This window comes from Collimonas fungivorans (assembly GCF_001584145.1).
GTDB classification, from domain to species: domain Bacteria; phylum Pseudomonadota; class Gammaproteobacteria; order Burkholderiales; family Burkholderiaceae_D; genus Collimonas; species Collimonas fungivorans.
In genome coordinates, this window is sequence record NZ_CP013232.1 from 4833026 (window position 1) to 4849401 (window position 16376).

Annotated in this window: 10 protein-coding genes and 1 other RNA gene; 8 read left to right on the forward strand and 3 right to left on the reverse strand. The window is 60.2% G+C overall.

What is annotated here, in order from left to right; genetic code table 11:
* Positions 1-47: 47 nt before the first annotated feature.
* Positions 48-2711, reverse strand: coding sequence for a DNA gyrase subunit A (gene gyrA / locus CFter6_RS21115; protein ID WP_061541586.1), 2664 nt, complete (start codon positions 2709-2711; stop codon positions 48-50).
* Between the two features lie 174 nt (positions 2712-2885).
* Here gyrA and CFter6_RS21120 point away from each other — a divergent pair, with 174 nt between their 5' ends.
* From CFter6_RS21120 to CFter6_RS21140, 5 genes are all read left to right on the forward strand, one after another.
* Positions 2886-3695, forward strand: a complete 810-nt coding sequence (locus CFter6_RS21120) for an OmpA family protein (protein WP_082814929.1) — start codon at positions 2886-2888, stop codon at positions 3693-3695.
* A 285-nt stretch (positions 3696-3980) separates the two neighbouring features.
* Positions 3981-4616 (forward strand): outer membrane protein OmpA, encoded by a 636-nt coding sequence (gene ompA, locus CFter6_RS21125; RefSeq protein ID WP_061541588.1) that lies wholly within the window; start codon positions 3981-3983, stop codon positions 4614-4616.
* A 147-nt stretch (positions 4617-4763) separates the two neighbouring features.
* Positions 4764-5459 carry a bifunctional 2-polyprenyl-6-hydroxyphenol methylase/3-demethylubiquinol 3-O-methyltransferase UbiG gene (gene ubiG / locus CFter6_RS21130; RefSeq protein ID WP_061541589.1) on the forward strand — a complete coding sequence of 232 codons (696 nt, stop codon included), beginning with the start codon at positions 4764-4766 and terminating at the stop codon, positions 5457-5459.
* A gap of 77 nt (positions 5460-5536) precedes the next feature.
* A complete protein-coding gene (locus CFter6_RS21135; protein ID WP_061541590.1) occupies positions 5537-6211 on the forward strand; it encodes an HAD family hydrolase in 675 nt (224 codons plus the stop codon).
* Positions 6212-6275: 64 nt separating this feature from the next.
* Positions 6276-9965: a DUF748 domain-containing protein gene (locus CFter6_RS21140; RefSeq protein WP_061541591.1), complete on the forward strand. Its 3690-nt coding sequence runs from the start codon at positions 6276-6278 to the stop codon at positions 9963-9965.
* A 51-nt stretch (positions 9966-10016) separates the two neighbouring features.
* Here the strand turns inward: CFter6_RS21140 and CFter6_RS21145 are convergent, their stop codons facing one another.
* Together CFter6_RS21145 and CFter6_RS21150 are read right to left on the reverse strand one after the other, a co-directional pair.
* On the reverse strand, positions 10017-12089 hold the full coding sequence (locus CFter6_RS21145) for a sensor histidine kinase (protein ID WP_061541592.1): 2073 nt from the start codon (positions 12087-12089) through the stop codon (positions 10017-10019).
* A gap of 34 nt (positions 12090-12123) precedes the next feature.
* On the reverse strand, positions 12124-12840 hold the full coding sequence (locus CFter6_RS21150) for a response regulator transcription factor (protein WP_061541593.1): 717 nt from the start codon (positions 12838-12840) through the stop codon (positions 12124-12126).
* 345 nt (positions 12841-13185) lie between these two features.
* Between CFter6_RS21150 and CFter6_RS21155 the strand changes: the two genes are divergently transcribed.
* From CFter6_RS21155 to ssrA, 3 genes are all read left to right on the forward strand, one after another.
* Positions 13186-14445, forward strand: coding sequence for an SPFH domain-containing protein (locus tag CFter6_RS21155; protein ID WP_061541594.1), 1260 nt, complete (start codon positions 13186-13188; stop codon positions 14443-14445).
* Positions 14442-15848 carry an SH3 domain-containing protein gene (locus CFter6_RS21160; protein WP_061541595.1) on the forward strand — a complete coding sequence of 469 codons (1407 nt, stop codon included), beginning with the start codon at positions 14442-14444 and terminating at the stop codon, positions 15846-15848. The genes CFter6_RS21155 and CFter6_RS21160 overlap by 4 nt, the downstream gene beginning before the upstream one ends.
* Before the next feature lie 112 nt (positions 15849-15960).
* Positions 15961-16323, forward strand: a transfer-messenger RNA (tmRNA) gene (ssrA, locus tag CFter6_RS21165).
* Positions 16324-16376 lie beyond the last annotated feature (53 nt).

The window sequence follows — 16376 nt, forward strand, 5'->3', positions numbered from 1 at the left end:
GAAAATCATGCGCACCCCGGCTTGCGGGCCGGGGCGCGCTACTTTCTTTACTCCGCTGCCGGATCGGAGGCCGGAGCGCCACCTTCTTCGGTGCTGCCGCCAGCATCGGCGTCCGCTTCGGTTTCCACCTCAGCGTCAGATTCGACCACGCGCTGCAAACCGCTCAGCTTGGTGCCGTCTTCCACCGCGATCAGCGTGACGCCTTGGGTAGCGCGACCCATTTCGCGAATTTCCGCGACACGGGTGCGTATCAGGACGCCGCCGGTGGTGATCAGGATGATTTCGTCGCTAGGTTCCACCAACGTTGCCGCCACCACCTTGCCGTTGCGCTCGCTGGTCTGGATCGCGATCATGCCCTTGGTGCCGCGGCCGTGACGCGTGTACTCGGTAATCGGAGTACGTTTGCCGAAGCCGTTTTCAGTCGCGGTCAACACCGATTGCTGTTCGTTTTCCGCGACCAGCAAGGCGATAACCTGCTGGCCTTCTTCCAGGTTCATGCCGCGCACGCCGCGCGCGGTGCGGCCCATCGGACGCACGTCGTTTTCATCGAAGCGCACTGCCTTGCCGGAATCGGAGAACAGCATGACGTCATGCTGGCCATCGGTCAGCGCGGCGCCGATCAGGAAATCGCCTTCATCCAGGTCGACCGCGATGATGCCGGCCTTGCGTGGATTGCTGAAGTCGGACAATGGCGTCTTCTTGACGGTGCCCAGGCTGGTCGACATGAAGACATAACGGTCTTCAGGGAAACTGCGGTTGGCGCCGGACAATGGCAGCACCACGGTGATCTTCTCGCCATCCTGCAGCGGGAACATGTTGACGATAGGCTTGCCGCGCGAATTGCGCGAACCCTGCGGCACTTCCCAGATCTTCAGCCAGTACAAGCGGCCGCGATTGCTGAAGCACAGGATGTAGTCGTGGGTATTGCCGACGAACAGCTGGTCGATCCAGTCGTCTTCCTTGGTCGCCATCGCTTGCTTTCCGCGGCCGCCGCGTTTTTGCGCGCGGTATTCGGAGACAGGCTGCGCTTTCATGTAGCCGGTATGCGACAAGGTCACCACCATGTCTTGCGGCGTGATCAGGTCTTCCGTGCCGAGATCGGTAGGATTGTGCTCGATCTGCGAACGGCGCTCATCCTTGTTGCCGATGCCGTATTCGTTCTTGGCAGCGGTCATTTCGTCGGTGATGATGACGGTGACGCGTTCCGGCTTGGCCAGGATGTCCAGCAAGTCGGCGATCTGCGCCATCACGTCTTTGTACTCGTTGACGATCTTGTCTTGTTCCAGGCCGGTCAGGCGCTGCAAACGCATCTGCAGGATTTCCTGCGCCTGGTCGTCCGACAGCTTGTACAAGCCGTCAGCCTGGATGCCGTAATGCTTGGGCAGGTTTTCCGGACGGAAGGATTCGATGCCGCCGATGTTTTCGTCGCCGGTGCGGGCCAGCATTTCGCGCACCATGGAAGAATCCCAGGCACGCGCCATCAGTTCGGATTTCGCCACCGGCGGCGTCGGCGCCGCCTTGATCAGAGCGATGAAATCGTCGATGTTGGCCAGCGCTACCGCCAGGCCTTCCAGCACGTGACCGCGTTCGCGCGCCTTGCGCAGTTCGAACACAGTGCGGCGCGTGACCACTTCACGGCGGTGCGACAGGAAACATTCCAGCATCTGCTTCAGGTTCAGCAGCTTAGGCTGGCCATCCACCAGCGCCACCATGTTCATGCCGAAGGTGTCCTGCAGCTGGGTCTGCTTGTACAGATTGTTCAGCACCACCTCGGCCACTTCGCCGCGCTTGAGCTCGATCACCACGCGCATGCCGGACTTGTCCGACTCGTCGCGCAGGTCGGAAATGCCTTCCAGCTTCTTGTCGCGCACCAGTTCGGCGATGCGTTCCAGCAAGGCCTTCTTGTTTACCTGGTACGGCAGCTCGTCGATGATGATCGCGGTGCGGCCTTCGCGGCCGAACTCTTCGAAGTGGGTCTTGGCGCGCATCACCACACGGCCGCGGCCGGTGCGGTAACCATCGCGCACGCCGGAGACGCCGTAGATGATGCCGGCGGTCGGGAAGTCCGGCGCCGGAATGATTTCGATCAGCTCGTCAATAGTGCAATCGGCGTTGCGCAATACGTGCAGTGCGCCATCGATCACTTCAGTCAGGTTGTGCGGCGGAATGTTGGTCGCCATGCCGACCGCGATGCCGGACGAGCCGTTGATCAGCAGGTTAGGGATGCGCGTCGGCAGCACCGACGGCTCTTTTTCCTTGCCGTCGTAGTTGGGCACGAAGTCGACGGTTTCCTTGTCGAGGTCGGCCAGCAGTTCGCCGGCGATCTTGTCCAGGCGGCACTCGGTGTAACGCATCGCTGCGGCGCCGTCGCCGTCGATCGAACCGAAGTTGCCCTGGCCGTCGACCAGCATGTAGCGCAGCGAGAAAGGCTGCGCCATGCGCACCAGCGTGTCGTAGATCGATGCGTCGCCGTGCGGGTGGTATTTACCCATGGTCTCACCGACCACGCGCGCGCACTTCACGAACGGGCGGTTCCAGACATTGTTCATTTCGTGCATCGCGAACAAGACCCGGCGATGCACCGGCTTGAGGCCGTCACGCACATCCGGCAGCGCACGGCCGACGATCACGCTCATCGCGTAATCGAGATAGCTCTTGCGCATTTCTTCTTCGAGGGAAATTGGGATTGTTTCTTTAGCGAATTGATCCATTAGCGAGTCGGCGAGTCTTTACTTAGGTTGATCGATCACAGATATCTATATCCGATATAGACCAGCATTCAGAGCCGCAATCGCCGCGCATGGCCGGCTGCTGCTCGGAACACTGGTAATAAGACGTATGATTTTAGCACGCGGGGACGCCGGTTCCGGCTTTTCAGAGGCGCGATGAAATCCCGGGTATCAGGGCCGAAAAACTGCTCGCCGGAAAAAATATGTTTAAATGCCGCCTTGCCCGGTAATCAGGCGATTCCTAAAAACAATCCTGCCTTTACCATTTCTATCAGGAAACAATTTATGCGTCATACCATCGCGCTGAGCCTATTGCTGGGTTCAGCCCTCGTCTTTGCGTCCCATCCAGGCTTTGCCCAATCCGCCGCATCCCAAGCCGCCCCTGAAACGAGTGCTTATGTGCACGATGGAAACGGTCCCGTCGTCCGCAGCCAGGACGGTTTGTGCTGGCGCTCCGGTTATTGGGACCAGAATGATGCGGTCACCGGTTGCGACGGCGCCCTGGTGGCGCCGGTGATGAAAGCCAGCGCGCCTGCCCTGGTCGCCGATCCGATGATCGCCAGCAATGAAGTTGCACCGGCAATTGCGGCCCAGCAATGCGATGTTGGCGTAACGCTGGCGAGCGACCAGAGTTTCAGTTTCGGCAAGGCAACCCTGACCAAGGCGGCCAAGCAACGCATCGACCAGCAGATTATTGCCAAATTGACAAACTGCGCCAGCACGAGACTCATATTAGTCACCGGCCATACCGATCGCCTTGGCTCGGAAGCTTATAACCGGAAATTGTCGATGCAGCGCGCCAGCAACGTTGCCAGCTATTTGAAGAGCAAGGGTGTCTCTAACCAAATAGAAACCGCCGGCGCCGGTGCATCCGATCCGGCATTGCAGTGCAGCAACAAACTGAGCCGTAAAAAACTGGTCAGCTGCCTGGCCCCGAATCGTAGAGTCGTAATAAAAACGCAATAAAATTAAAATAAAATAGATAGTTTTCTTGCGTCGATGTAAGATGTCGCCCGTGGTGATGTTTTCATAATGTTATGTTGTATGAAAACAACGAAGCAGGCAAAACGTGAGCTGGATCATTTGGCATCCTTCGCTAGCGCTTGAAGCCTGTGGCAGAATGGTGGTCAAGTTCATTGCGTGTGGTCAATCCCACATGTAACGGCCTGAACCACGTGATACTATCCAATTTTTGATGTCGTATATTAGTTGCGCAGTTAATCTGCGGATATCTCAACCGAGAGGAGAAACATGAATAAATTAGCAAAACTCGTCTTCGCTGCGTCCGCAGTCGTCGCACTCTCTGCCTCCGCGCAGGAAATCAAAGATATCCAGGCGGCTACTCCTAACAGCGCCTACGTGCAAGATGCACGCGGTGTAATCGCACGTGACCCGTACGGTCTGTGCTGGCACACCGGCTACTGGACACCAGCTGACTCGGTTCCAGGTTGCGACGGCGAAATCGCTCAAGCTGCTCCAGCACCAGCTGCTCCAGCTCCAGCACCAGTCGTTCCAGCACCTGCTCCAGTTTCGCAAAAGGTTACTTTTGCTGCTGACGCATTCTTTGACTTCGACAAAGCTGTCCTGAAGCCAGAAGGCAAAGCCAAGCTGGATGACCTGACATCGAAACTGGGCGCAATCAACCTGGAAGTCATCATCGCTGTTGGTCACACTGACTCGATCGGTTCCGTTGCTTACAACCAGAAGCTGTCGGTTCGCCGCGCTGAAGCTGTCAAGGCATACCTGGTACACAAGGGTGTCGAAGCTAACCGTGTTTACACCGAAGGCAAGGGCAAGTCGCAACCAGTCGCTGACAACAAGACTGCTGCTGGCCGCGCTAAAAACCGTCGCGTTGAAATCGAAGTTGTTGGTACACGTACCAACTAATCGATTCAAACTCGATCAGAACCCCGCCTCGGCGGGGTTTTTTTTCGCACAAAAACAAGAGCCGCGCGCCAACTCGGAAACTTTCGGCGATGGTTTTTAATCAGACAACAAACCGCAACACCGTACTTTCCAGCTATGATTCAACCTATGAACGCAGACCCATCAGAACTCAAGAAATTCAGCGACCTGGCCCACCGGTGGTGGGATCCCGAATCCGAATTCCGCCCTCTGCATGAGATCAATCCCTTGCGCCTGGAGTGGATCAACTCGCGCGCCGCGCTGGCCGGCCAGCAGGTACTGGATATCGGCTGCGGCGGCGGCATCCTGGCGGAATCCATGGCGCGCAAAGGCGCTACCGTCACCGGCATCGACCTCTCCGACAAAGCCCTGAAGGTAGCCGACCTGCACAGCCTGGAATCCGGCGTCCAGGTCCGCTATGAAAAAATCGCCGCCGAAGAAATGGCCGACCGCGAAGCCGGGCAATTCGACATCGTGACCTGCATGGAAATGCTGGAGCATGTGCCCGACCCGGCATCCATAGTACGTGCCTGCGCCACGCTGGTGAAACCAGGCGGCCAGGTGTTTTTCTCGACCCTGAACCGCAACCTGAAAGCCTACCTGCAGGCAGTGCTGGCGGCCGAATACCTGTTGCGCATGCTGCCCAAGGGCACGCATGACTACGCCAAGTTCATCACGCCGGCGGAACTGGCGCAATTCGTCCGCAACGCCGGGCTGACGGTGGACGTCATGCGCGGCATGAGCTACAACCCGCTGACCCGGATCTATTCGCTCAACCAGGACACCAGCGTCAACTACCTGATGGCTTGCACCCGGCCCGCTTAACTGGCTCGGCTGATTGCTTCTGGCCGGCGATGCACTTGATCAGCGCCGGCCGTTTTCTCGCATTTTAGGAACCACCCATGCCATTGCCAATGCCGCGCGCCATCCTGTTTGATCTTGACGGTACGCTTGCAGACACCGCTCCGGACCTGGCTGCCGCACTGAACCGGCTGCGCCGCGACCGCGGCTTGAGCAGCACCCCATACGAACAACTCCGGCCGCATACCTCGGCCGGCGCGCGCGGCATGATAGGCGCTGCTTTCGGCCTGAAACCGGGCGATCCCGACTATGAAGAATTGCGGGTCGGTTTCCTCGACCATTACGCTGCCGCGCTGGCGGTCGACAGCACCTTGTTCGACGGCATACCTGCCTTGCTCAGCGACCTGCGCCAGCGCCAGCTCGGCTGGGGCGTGGTCACCAACAAGGCGGCCCGCTTCACCGATCCCCTGGTTTCCCAGATCGGCCTGGGAGATGCGGATTGCGTCATCTCCGGCGACACCACGCCTCATGCAAAACCCCATCCCGAGCCGCTGCTGGAAGCAGCGCGGCGCCTCAAGCTGCAGCCGCAGGAATGCTGGTATGTGGGCGACGACTTGCGCGACATCCAGGCTGGCCGGGCAGCCGGCATGGTTACCGTGGCCGCGGCCTGGGGTTACTGCGGCGAGAGCGCACCGGAATCCTGGGATGCGGATGCCCTGATCGACACTCCCCAGCAATTGCTGGCTTTGCTGCCGCAAGCAGTCTCGAAGAATTGAATTAATCAGCGGGCAATACTGTCTGGCGGTATATTGTGGACATGCTTGCCCATAAGGAATAAAAATGGCAAATATCCCTCGTCCTTCCTGGCTGCCGCGCGCAATGCGCTGGACCGGCATCACAGTCATCGTATTGCTGGTGCTGGCCCTGATCAGCTGGCTGGCGGTGCCGCCGGTCGCCAAGCACCTGGTGGAACAGCAGATCGAAGCCCAGCTCGGGCGCAAGGCAACGGTCGGCAAGATCGCCTTCAACCCTTTCAACCTGGCGCTGACGGTATCCGATTTCACGCTCTACGAGCAGGACAAGACCACTGCCGCCTTTTCGGCAAAAACACTGGTGGTCAATGCCTCCTCGGCTTCGCTGTTCCGGCTGGCGCCGGTGCTCAATGAAGCCAAGCTGGTCAATCCCAGCCTGCATATCGTGCGCACCAGCGCCGACGGCATCGGCCGCTACAATTTCTCCGACATCATCGACCGCATCCTGGCTAAGCCGAAGAACGACGATCCGACACCGCTGTTTTCGGTATCGAATATCCAGCTGGAAAACGGCAGCATCAAGTTCGACGACAAGGTCACCAACAAGCTGGTTGACATCCAGGCGCTCAACATCGGCCTTCCCTATGTCTCGAATTTCCCGAGCAAGGTCGACAGCTTCGTGCAGCCGCATCTCTCGGCCAAGGTGAATGGCACGCCGTTCGACCTGAAAGGCCGCAGCAAGCCGTTCGCCGGCAGCCTGGAAACCGCGCTGGCGATCGATATCGACCAGCTCGATGTCGCCAGCTTCGTGGCGTTTTCGCCGGTGGCGCTGCCGCTGGCCATCCAGAGCACCAAACTGTCGACCAAACTCGACCTGACCTTCCTGCGCAACAAGGACAAGCCGGAAGTATTGCTGTCGGGCGCGATCAAGCTGGCCGACGTCGCCCTGGCCGACAAGAATGCCGCGCCGCTGCTCAAGGCGCAGGCGATCAATGCCCAGATCAATAAACTCAATGTGCTCACCGGCGCCGCCGCGCTCGACCAGATCGAGATCCAGCAGCCGGAAGTCTGGGTCAACCTGAACGCCAGCGGCAGCCTGAACTGGGCGGCCTTGAGCACTCCCGCCGCAAAACAGGAGGTGAAACAGGAAATCGCCAAGGATGCGCCGAAAAAGCCGGCCGGCGCGGCGCCGCAAATGAGCTTGGCCAAGCTCAGCATCCACAACGGCACGGTCAACTGGCTGGATGCCGCCAATGCTTCGCCCGCGCTCAACCTGCAGGTCAAGAACGTGGCGCTGGAAGCGAGCCGGCTGTCGATGGCGGCTGACGCCAAGCCGGCCACCGTGACCTTGTCCACCGGCGCGGAAAACGACCAGCATATCCAGTTCATCGGCCAGATCACTCCGGCCAAAGGCATCGTTGCCGGCAAGGCCAGCATCAATGCCCTGTCGCTCGCACCTTACCAGCCCTACGTCAACCGCTCGCTGGCGGCAGTGCTGTCCGGCCAGCTGTCGCTCAATACCTTGCTGGCCATCGACGGCAGCCGCATCCGCCTGCACCAGCTGGGCATCGATGTCGACGATCTCAAGGTGGCGGCAAAAACCAGCGCCGGCGGCAGCATAGGCGCCAAGAAAATCAGCCTGGAAAACGCCAGCGTCGATACCGAAGCGCACACTTTCAACGCCGACGCCTTGCGCCTGGCCGGGATCCAGGGCGACGTCAAGCGCGATGCCCAGGGCAAGCTCAACCTGCAGCAATTCATCGCCAACACAGGCAGCGCAAACAAAGGCGCCCCCGCCGCTCCTGCAGCCGCCAAGAAAAGCGGACCGGACTGGGTCGCTACCATCAACAAGTTTGCCGTCAGCGACAGCAGCCTGGCCTATCAGGACGACTCGGTCAAACCGGCGGTCAAACTGCGCGCCGACGGCCTCAACCTGAGCGCCGACAACATCTTCAGCAAGCTCGACAAAGCCATCAAGGTTTCGCTGCGCACCCAGCTCAACAAGACCGGCAAATTGTCAGCCGACGGCAGCGTCGCGCCGCAATTGAAATCGATTGCGCTTGACCTCGATGTGCAAAACCTGCCGGTAGCCGCCTTCCAGCCGTATTTTACCGACTACCTGAACGTGAACCTGACCTCGGGCCAGGCCAGCACCAAGGGCAAACTGTCGCTGACGCCGCCCAGCGGCCGCCAGGAACTCGCCACCAGTTATAACGGCAACCTGCGCCTGGCCAATTTCCGCGTGCTCGACAAGGAAACTTCCTCCGATTTCCTGAAATGGAAACTGCTTGACGTCAGCGGCATCAACGCCAGTATCGGCGGCCCGCGCCAAAACGTCACACTGGCGAAAATTGCACTCACCGATTTTTATGCGCGCATCATCTTGTCTGAAACAGCCAAGCTGAACCTGCAAGATATCGTCGTCTCGAAAAATGCTCCGCCAGGCACGCCGGCGCCTTCCCTGACTTCCGCCGAGGCGGGCGAAGGCATGGGCCAGGGGACGCAAAAAGTCACCAAGCCGACTGCCGAAGGCAAGACCACCGTGGCGCCCATCGCTGCCGCCCCGCCTAAAGAGAATGCGCCGGTGATCAAGGTCGGCCAGGTTGTCATCAAGGGCGGCAACATCAACTACACCGATAACTTCGTCAAGCCGAACTACACCGCCAACATGACTGGCATGAACGGTACTGTCGGCGCCATCGCCTCCGACAAGCCGCAGCCGGCGCCGATAGACTTGAACGGCAAGATCGACAACGACGCCCCGGTAGCGATTTCCGGTTCGCTCAATCCGCTGTTCAAGCCGATGTTCCTCGATATCAAGGCCAGCGCCAACAGCGTCGAACTGCCGCGCCTGACGCCGTATGCCGCCAAGTACGCCGGCTACGCGATCGAAAAAGGCAAGCTGTCGATGGATGTCAGCTACCACATCGAAAACGACAAGCTGGAGGCGCAAAACAATGTGCGCATCGACCAGCTCACCTTCGGCAACAAGATCGACAGCCCGACCGCCACCAAGCTGCCGGTGCTGCTGGCGGTCGCCCTGCTGAAAGACCGCAACGGCCAGATCAACATCAACCTGCCGATTTCCGGCACCTTGTCGGATCCGGAATTTTCGATAGGCGGCATCGTCGTCCGCGTCATCGTCAACCTGCTCGTCAAGGCCGTCACCTCGCCATTCGCGCTGATCAGCTCGGCCTTCGGCGGCGCCGGCGGCGACGATCTCGGTTACGCTGAATTCGCGCCCGGCTCGGCCACCCTCACGGCAGCTACCCAAAGCAAGCTGGACACCTTGGCCAAGGCCCTGGCCGACCGGCCGGCGCTGAAACTGGACCTGATCGGCCGGGTCGATCCGAAAAGCGATACCGACGGAGTGCGCCAGCAAATCCTCAACCGCAAGCTGAAAGCGCTGAAGCTCAAGGATTCGGTTGACGGCAGCGACGATGCGCAGTCGGACGATGTGACCCTGACCGACGCCGACAAGGAAAAATACATGAGCAAGGTGTATGGCTCGGAAAAATTCGACAAGCCGCGCAACATGGTGGGCCTGGCAAAATCGCTGCCGACCGCTGAGATGGAAAAACTGATCGTCGCCAACACCGCGGTGACGCAGGACGCCTTGAGCGCGCTGGCGACCCGGCGCGCCGAAGTAGTCCGCAAGTACCTGGAAACCAAGGGCCAGATCCCGCTGGAACGGATCTTCCTGATCGCGCCGAAACTGACGGCCGACGGCATCAAGGACAAGGGCCAGCCGAACCGGGTTGATTTTGCGCTGAAATAGAGAGCGTCCGGCAAGAGAAATTTTTCTCTTGCCGGAACAAGGACGGTAATATCACACCCGTTGCAGTCCCAGTGAAAACACCACGCCGTCCGCGACATTCAGTGCGGTAATGGTCCCGCCCATCTTGGCCATATACGTCTTGGCGACAAACAGCCCTTGTCCCCGGCTGCCATTCGCACCGGCTTCAAGCTGATCGGACACGCCGTATTCGAAAATCTTGTCGATCAGTTCTTCAGCGATATTCGACCCGTGATTATGGATGGCGATGGTGGCTGCGGTTTCCGTGGTTTTCAGGTCGATGGAAATCATGGAACCCGGCTGGCGGCAGCGATCGGCATTGCGCAAGACGTGCGTCACCACATCCTCCAGGGAATAATCGTCCGCCCTGACCATCACGCCCTCCCGCTCGCCGGAAAACCTGACGTCGGCGATACCGACCAGCGGCGCATTGTCCGCCACGTTGCCGAGAAAAGCGCCGATGTCGATTGCTGTCACCTGCAATACCGTGGATTGAAACGCCTCGCTGGGAGAGGCACTGCCATACAGCACCCGCACCGCCTGCTGCATGCGATTGATGTAGCGGCTGCTCTGGCTGTCGGCCGTGCCGTGCAAGGCCATCAGCGACTGCAGCGGCGACATGATTTCATGGCCCACCGCATGCCACATTTCCTTTTCCTGTTCGGCACGGATCTCCTCCCGCTCGACATCTTCCTTGACGCGCCTCAGCAGGTCATGCAGGCAGCTTGCCAGCACGCCAAGCTCATCGGCGCCGCGCAAATCGGTCAGGTCGAACTGGTCGAGGCCGCCGGAACCCTTGACGATCTTCGATACCTTGGCGGCACGCCGGGTCAGCATCGTGATGCGGCGGATGATGCCGATCTCGATGATCAGCCAGGCCACGAACAATGCCAGCAGCATGGCGCCGACAAACCACAATACCCGCGCCGCCACCACGCCCAGGCTTCGATTGACGCTGCGCTCGTCGCCGATCAGGGTGACGTCATAGATCCCCGCCGAAGTCACGACGGATTCCCGGCTTTCGTTCGGCGCGCCGACTTCGTCCACCGGAAGGCGGCGCACCAGGCGACTCAGCAGGCGCGATGCATCGTCCGGATGATCTTCGGCGCCGATCAGGCTGACCAGGTCGGCGCCGTCCGCCGTGCCGCGCTTCTTGATGCGCAAACTCTCGCCCGGCAACAGCAGCGAGGCAAGGTCACCCACCGCAAAAGCTCGCGCTGCAACCGCGCTTTGACTGTCGAAAAGCGGCGATCCGTCATCCGGTGGCAAGACCTCGATGCGGACCTTGATGTTATCGAGGTCGGCCGGCGGCCAGACCGGATTTTTTTTCTGGAACAGTTCGTCCTGCAAGACACCTACCGGCAGGCGCAGCGAGAAAAACGAACTGCGCGGGCAGTCGGCAGCGCCATCATCCTGGCCGGGTTTGCTGCACAAGGTGTTTTGCCAGATCCAGCCACGGAAATCCTTGACCGGCCTGGATCCCACACGGCCGCTATCGTCATCGAGAAAGCCGGTCAGGCGGCCATGCGCGCCGCGCGTTTGAACGGCATTTGGATCGCCGTTCTTTTCAAACGGCGCTATCCAGCGATAGGTCTGCCCGCGCAGCGTCACTGTCACCCGCACGCGATGCGCGTCGCCGATGTCCTGCTCGCCGCGCTGGTGGGGCATCAGTTCACCGCTGACGAAACTGCCGGCAACATAAATGAAGCCGCCAGCCCACGGGTTGTTGCCGATGGCAACGCATAGCGCGCCGTCGTCGCCATACTGCACCAGGCAGCCAGACATGGTAATGGCTTGCCGTACTTTGTTCTGGTCGTCGAAATCGAGCGAGGGAAACGGCAGCAGTATCGGGTGCAGCGCCGCCGCGCCGCCATTTTCGGTGCGCGGATTCAACAGCGCCAATTGTCCGGCGGGATGGCGCAAGGTGGCCAGGACCTGGTCGCCGGTCTTGCGAAAACTGGCCTGGTAATTCTTGTAGCTCAGCTGCTTTTCCTGCTGCAGCACGTACAGCGCCATGGCAATGGTAGCCACCGCCAGCAGCAGGAAGGCGCCGCGAAACAGGATGCGCAGGCGGTATTGGGCGATATTCGGAAAGCTGGTCTTCATGCGCAGTTGTCTCCGCAGTTGAAGTGGCGGCACATCATTTTTCCTGGTCGACCCAGCGAAAGCCGCGCATCGGGATATTTTCAATGCAGGCAAACTCCGCGTCGACCTCGCGGAACGCATCGCGGATGGTGCTGACGTGCTTGCGGATATTGTCGCGATTGCGCCCGCTCTTGACTACCTGGAACAGCTGCTCATAGGTCACGACCTGGCCGCGATGCTCGTACAGCGCAGCCAGCAGGCGCTGCGCCGTCAGCGGCAGGTTGATGCGTTGCGCGCGCCAGATCGGTGTTTTCTGGCGCAGCGGATCGATCGACAGTTCATTGCCGCTGGCCGCAGGCGTACTCTCTTTCGCGCTGTTGCGGTCCTTGGCGGCGCGCAGGATTTCCAGGAAGGTATCGATGAAATCGGATTCCTCGAAGGTTGCCTTTTGCAGGTAATCCCAGGCATCCAGCGCCTTCATGATGCTGCGGTAGATGGTGGCCGGCATGGCCGACACCACCAGCACCGGCGTTGCCTGGCCCTTGTTGATGGCATTGATGATGGCGACGCCGGCGTGACGCTCGCGCCCCAGCTCGATATCAAGCACCACCAGGTCATAGTTCTCGCGCGCCAGCGCCGCTTCGGCATCGTCGCGCGTATACCACTGGTCGACGCGGATGCCGGGCTTGGCCGACTCGATCCAGCCCTTGAGCTGGTTGCTGGTCGGGATGTCGTCTTCGATCACCGCTACTTTTTGTGCCTGCTTTGACATTTTTTCTCCGCTACATCCGCTATCAATGACGCCCTTCGTCCCGGCTCTTGTCGCCGGTTGCCTGCTCTTCCCGTGCATCCGTAGAGAGAGGAGATTGGCTTGCGGGCCGGAGGGTCATGAAAGTATCCACGCTTTCCCATGAAATGTCTGCGCCGCGCTGTGAGTATTTCTTCACACGGCTTACCGGACTGCGACGTTGCGGAGCATTCACCACTCCCGGATAACGCTACTGCCCCTGCCTGGCCATTGTTACTTCCGCCACCTGGAGCGCAAGATTCTTCCCAGGGAAAAGCACTGCATGCCGCTCCCAACCATCGAATTACCACATCAACCGGGGGAAATATCATGTCTGAACGGCTCGAATCACTGGCGCAGGGTCTGCTGGCACTGCTCACCACAACCATTTCGGCAATCGGCGCCACGCTGGTTGGCCTGGGCCGCGCTGCGCGGCGTGCCTGGATGCTGCTGCTGGCGCTGGTCCTGATAGGCGGCAGCGGCTACGAATTGATTACCCACCCGCCGTTCAAGACCCTGGAACCCGGCGAAGTCGGCATCCGCTCCAACAAGCTCACCGGCGGCACCACCGAGATAAAAGACGGCCTGGTCGTGGTCATCCCCGGCCTGCATGAATTGCGGCGCTACTCGCTGCTCGACCAGGTATATCGCCCGGTCCGCAGCAGCAAGGCAAATGGCGAAGCGCCCTTCCAGTCGATCGAAGGCCTGTCGCTGGGCGTGGACCTGACCATACGCTACGCCATCGACCCGTCCAGGCTGGCCGCTATCGCGGCGAAACTGCCTGCCGACATCAACGGCGAGATCGTCGAGCCGATGGTACAAGGCGTGATCTACAAGTCCTTCACCCGCTATTCGGTGCGCGACATCTTTTCCACTCAGCGCGGCGAGATCCAGAAAGAAATAGAGAACGAGTTGAAACCGAAACTGGCGGCCGACGGCATCATCCTGCGCGGCGTACAGATGGGCCAGGTCGACCTGCCGCCGGAATACCGCCAAGGCATGGAAAAACTGCTGGCCGAGGAATTGGAAACCGAAAAAATGAAATACACGCTGGAGCTGAAGAGCAAGCACGTCAAGCAAACCGAGCTGGAAGCCGAAGCCGACAAGGTCAAACGCGAAAAATCGGCGGAAGCGGCTGGCAACGAACAAATCATTGCCGCCAAGGCCCAGGAAGAGGCCATGAAACACGTGCTGCCATTCAAGCAAAAGCAGATCGAGCAGCGCCAGTATGAAGCCGAGGCAGAAAAGGTATCGCGCATCAAGACCGCCGAGGGCAGCGCAGAAGCACGCCGCATCGAAGCCACCGGTGAAGCCGATTCACGCCACAAGCTGGCCGACGTCGAAGCCTACCGACTGGAAACCATCGGCAAGGTCACCAGCGCCCAGCTTGAACGCGACGGTGCGCTGATCTCGAAGAATCCCTTGCTGATCCAGAAAACCATGGCCGACAAACTGTCCGACAAGATTTCGGTAATCATCGCCGCGCCCCCGGCCAACGGCGGTTTCATCGGTTCTGCCCTGCTCGGCGGCGGTCAGGCGGTTGCCTCGCAAAACCCGCAAGCCAACGCTGCCCAGGAGACACAGCAATGATGCTCGCCGCCCTGGCCTTGGTCGCCATCGTCACCCAGGATAGCGCTGCCCTGCGTGCCGCTCCCCGTGAATCGGCCCAGCAGCAAGCCGTGCTCTGGCAAGGCGACAGCCTGGAAGTGCGCGGCGAAAAGATGGACTACCTGCAGGTATACGATCACCGCCGCGAACGCGGCGGCTATATCCGCGCTTCGCAAGTGCGCACCCAGTCGCTGGAACCGAAAGACGCGCCCGACCTGCTGGCAGTGGTGCGCTTCCTGCGCGACACGCCGGGAGCCGAGGCGCTCGGCATCAGCTACGCAGCGGCCTACCTGAAAGCGGCGCCGGCAGAAGCCATCGGCCCCGAACCGTTCGATGCACTGGGCACCATGGCGGAACGCCTGGCGCGCCGCGCCTCCGCCAAACGCGGAAAAACCGACGATGCCGTATTGGCGGCCCATCTTGAAGTGGCATCCAGCTATGGCATTGGCATGCAGGGCTTCGAGCGCGATGGGCGCATCCAGCTTTGCTACAACGGCGAAGCCTTCCGCCGCGTGCTGGCCATGAAATCGGACGATGGCCAGCGTGCGCGAGCAGCCCTGGCCCTGACCCGGCCCGAATGTGTAGATCCGAACCTCACGCCCACCGACCGCAACAGCCTCGACGCCTGGCGCGGCGACATCCTCGACCGTGTGCAATTGACCAACTTGCCAGAATACCAAAAAAACCGCCTGCGCCTGCGCCGCGCCGGCGTCTGGGCCAGCATCGCCTTCGAACGCGCCAGGCAGCGCCAGCCGGTCCAGGAAGCCGCCAACCGCGCCTTGCAGGAACTGGCCGGCGTCAACAAGGAAGAAATCGCCGAACCGGACGCGGCCGCCTATACCGATGCCGCCGTGCGCGTCGCCGCCTCGCGCTGGGCGGCGGAACCGGAACCGGCTACTGGCAGCGGCCTGGCGGTCGTCACCATGCCCGGGGAAGCCGGCGAAACCTGCGTCACGCTGGTAGATGCCAAACACGATCAAAAAAACCCGCTCTTCAAGCGCTGCACCTACGGCCTGGTCTGGAAAGCCTCGGCCAGCGTCAACGCCCAGCAAACCGCGCTGGCGCTCGCCGTGCAGCCGCTCGATTCATGGCGCGAGCTCTGGGTATTCCACCAGGGAGAAAAGGGCTGGACCATCGACATCCTGCCGCCGGCCGCCAACACGCCCGATATCGGCTACCTGGAATTCGCCGGCTGGGTGCCAGGCAGCACGAAAATGCTGGCGGTGCGCGAAGCGCGCGTGGATGGACGCTTCAAGCGCAGCTTCGAAGTGATCCGGATGGATACCATGGATGTCGAGAAACAAGCCGACAACCCGCGCTCCCTGAGCCTGTTTTACCGCTGGCAGGACCCGGCGTGGAAAAGGGGGACCTTGAGCATGCGGTGATGGATAGATATGCAGGAAATGCGAGCCATTGGCGCCATACCGGCCAAGCCCCTGGGATGTCCGCCTCGGATCGAGCGATAAAGTGGTATACTGATACTTGCTTTATAGCGTCGGGGGCGACCTGGTTTCGACGTGGGTTACAAAGCAGCGCAGGGCATACCGAGGACCGACTACCTCGTAAATACAATCGGAATAGATCTAACTGCAAACGATAACTCGTACGCACTAGCCGCTTAATAACCGGTTAGCTCTACACCATCTCGTCCCTGGGGTGGGCTGGTAAAACAGCAGTAGAGTCATTTACAGGGAATCGCTTTCCGTCGGGTTACTTGGCTGAAAGTTAAATTTAGGTGACTCGCCTGAACGAAGCGTGTGCGTCCGCGTCGGCTGGGTTAAATCAAATGACAGCACTAAGTATGTAGAACTGTCTGTAGAGGACTTGCGGACGCGGGTTCGATTCCCGCCGCCTCCACCACCAATACAAAAGGTCACCCTTCAGGGTGGCCTTTTTTATTGGTGCTCGATATG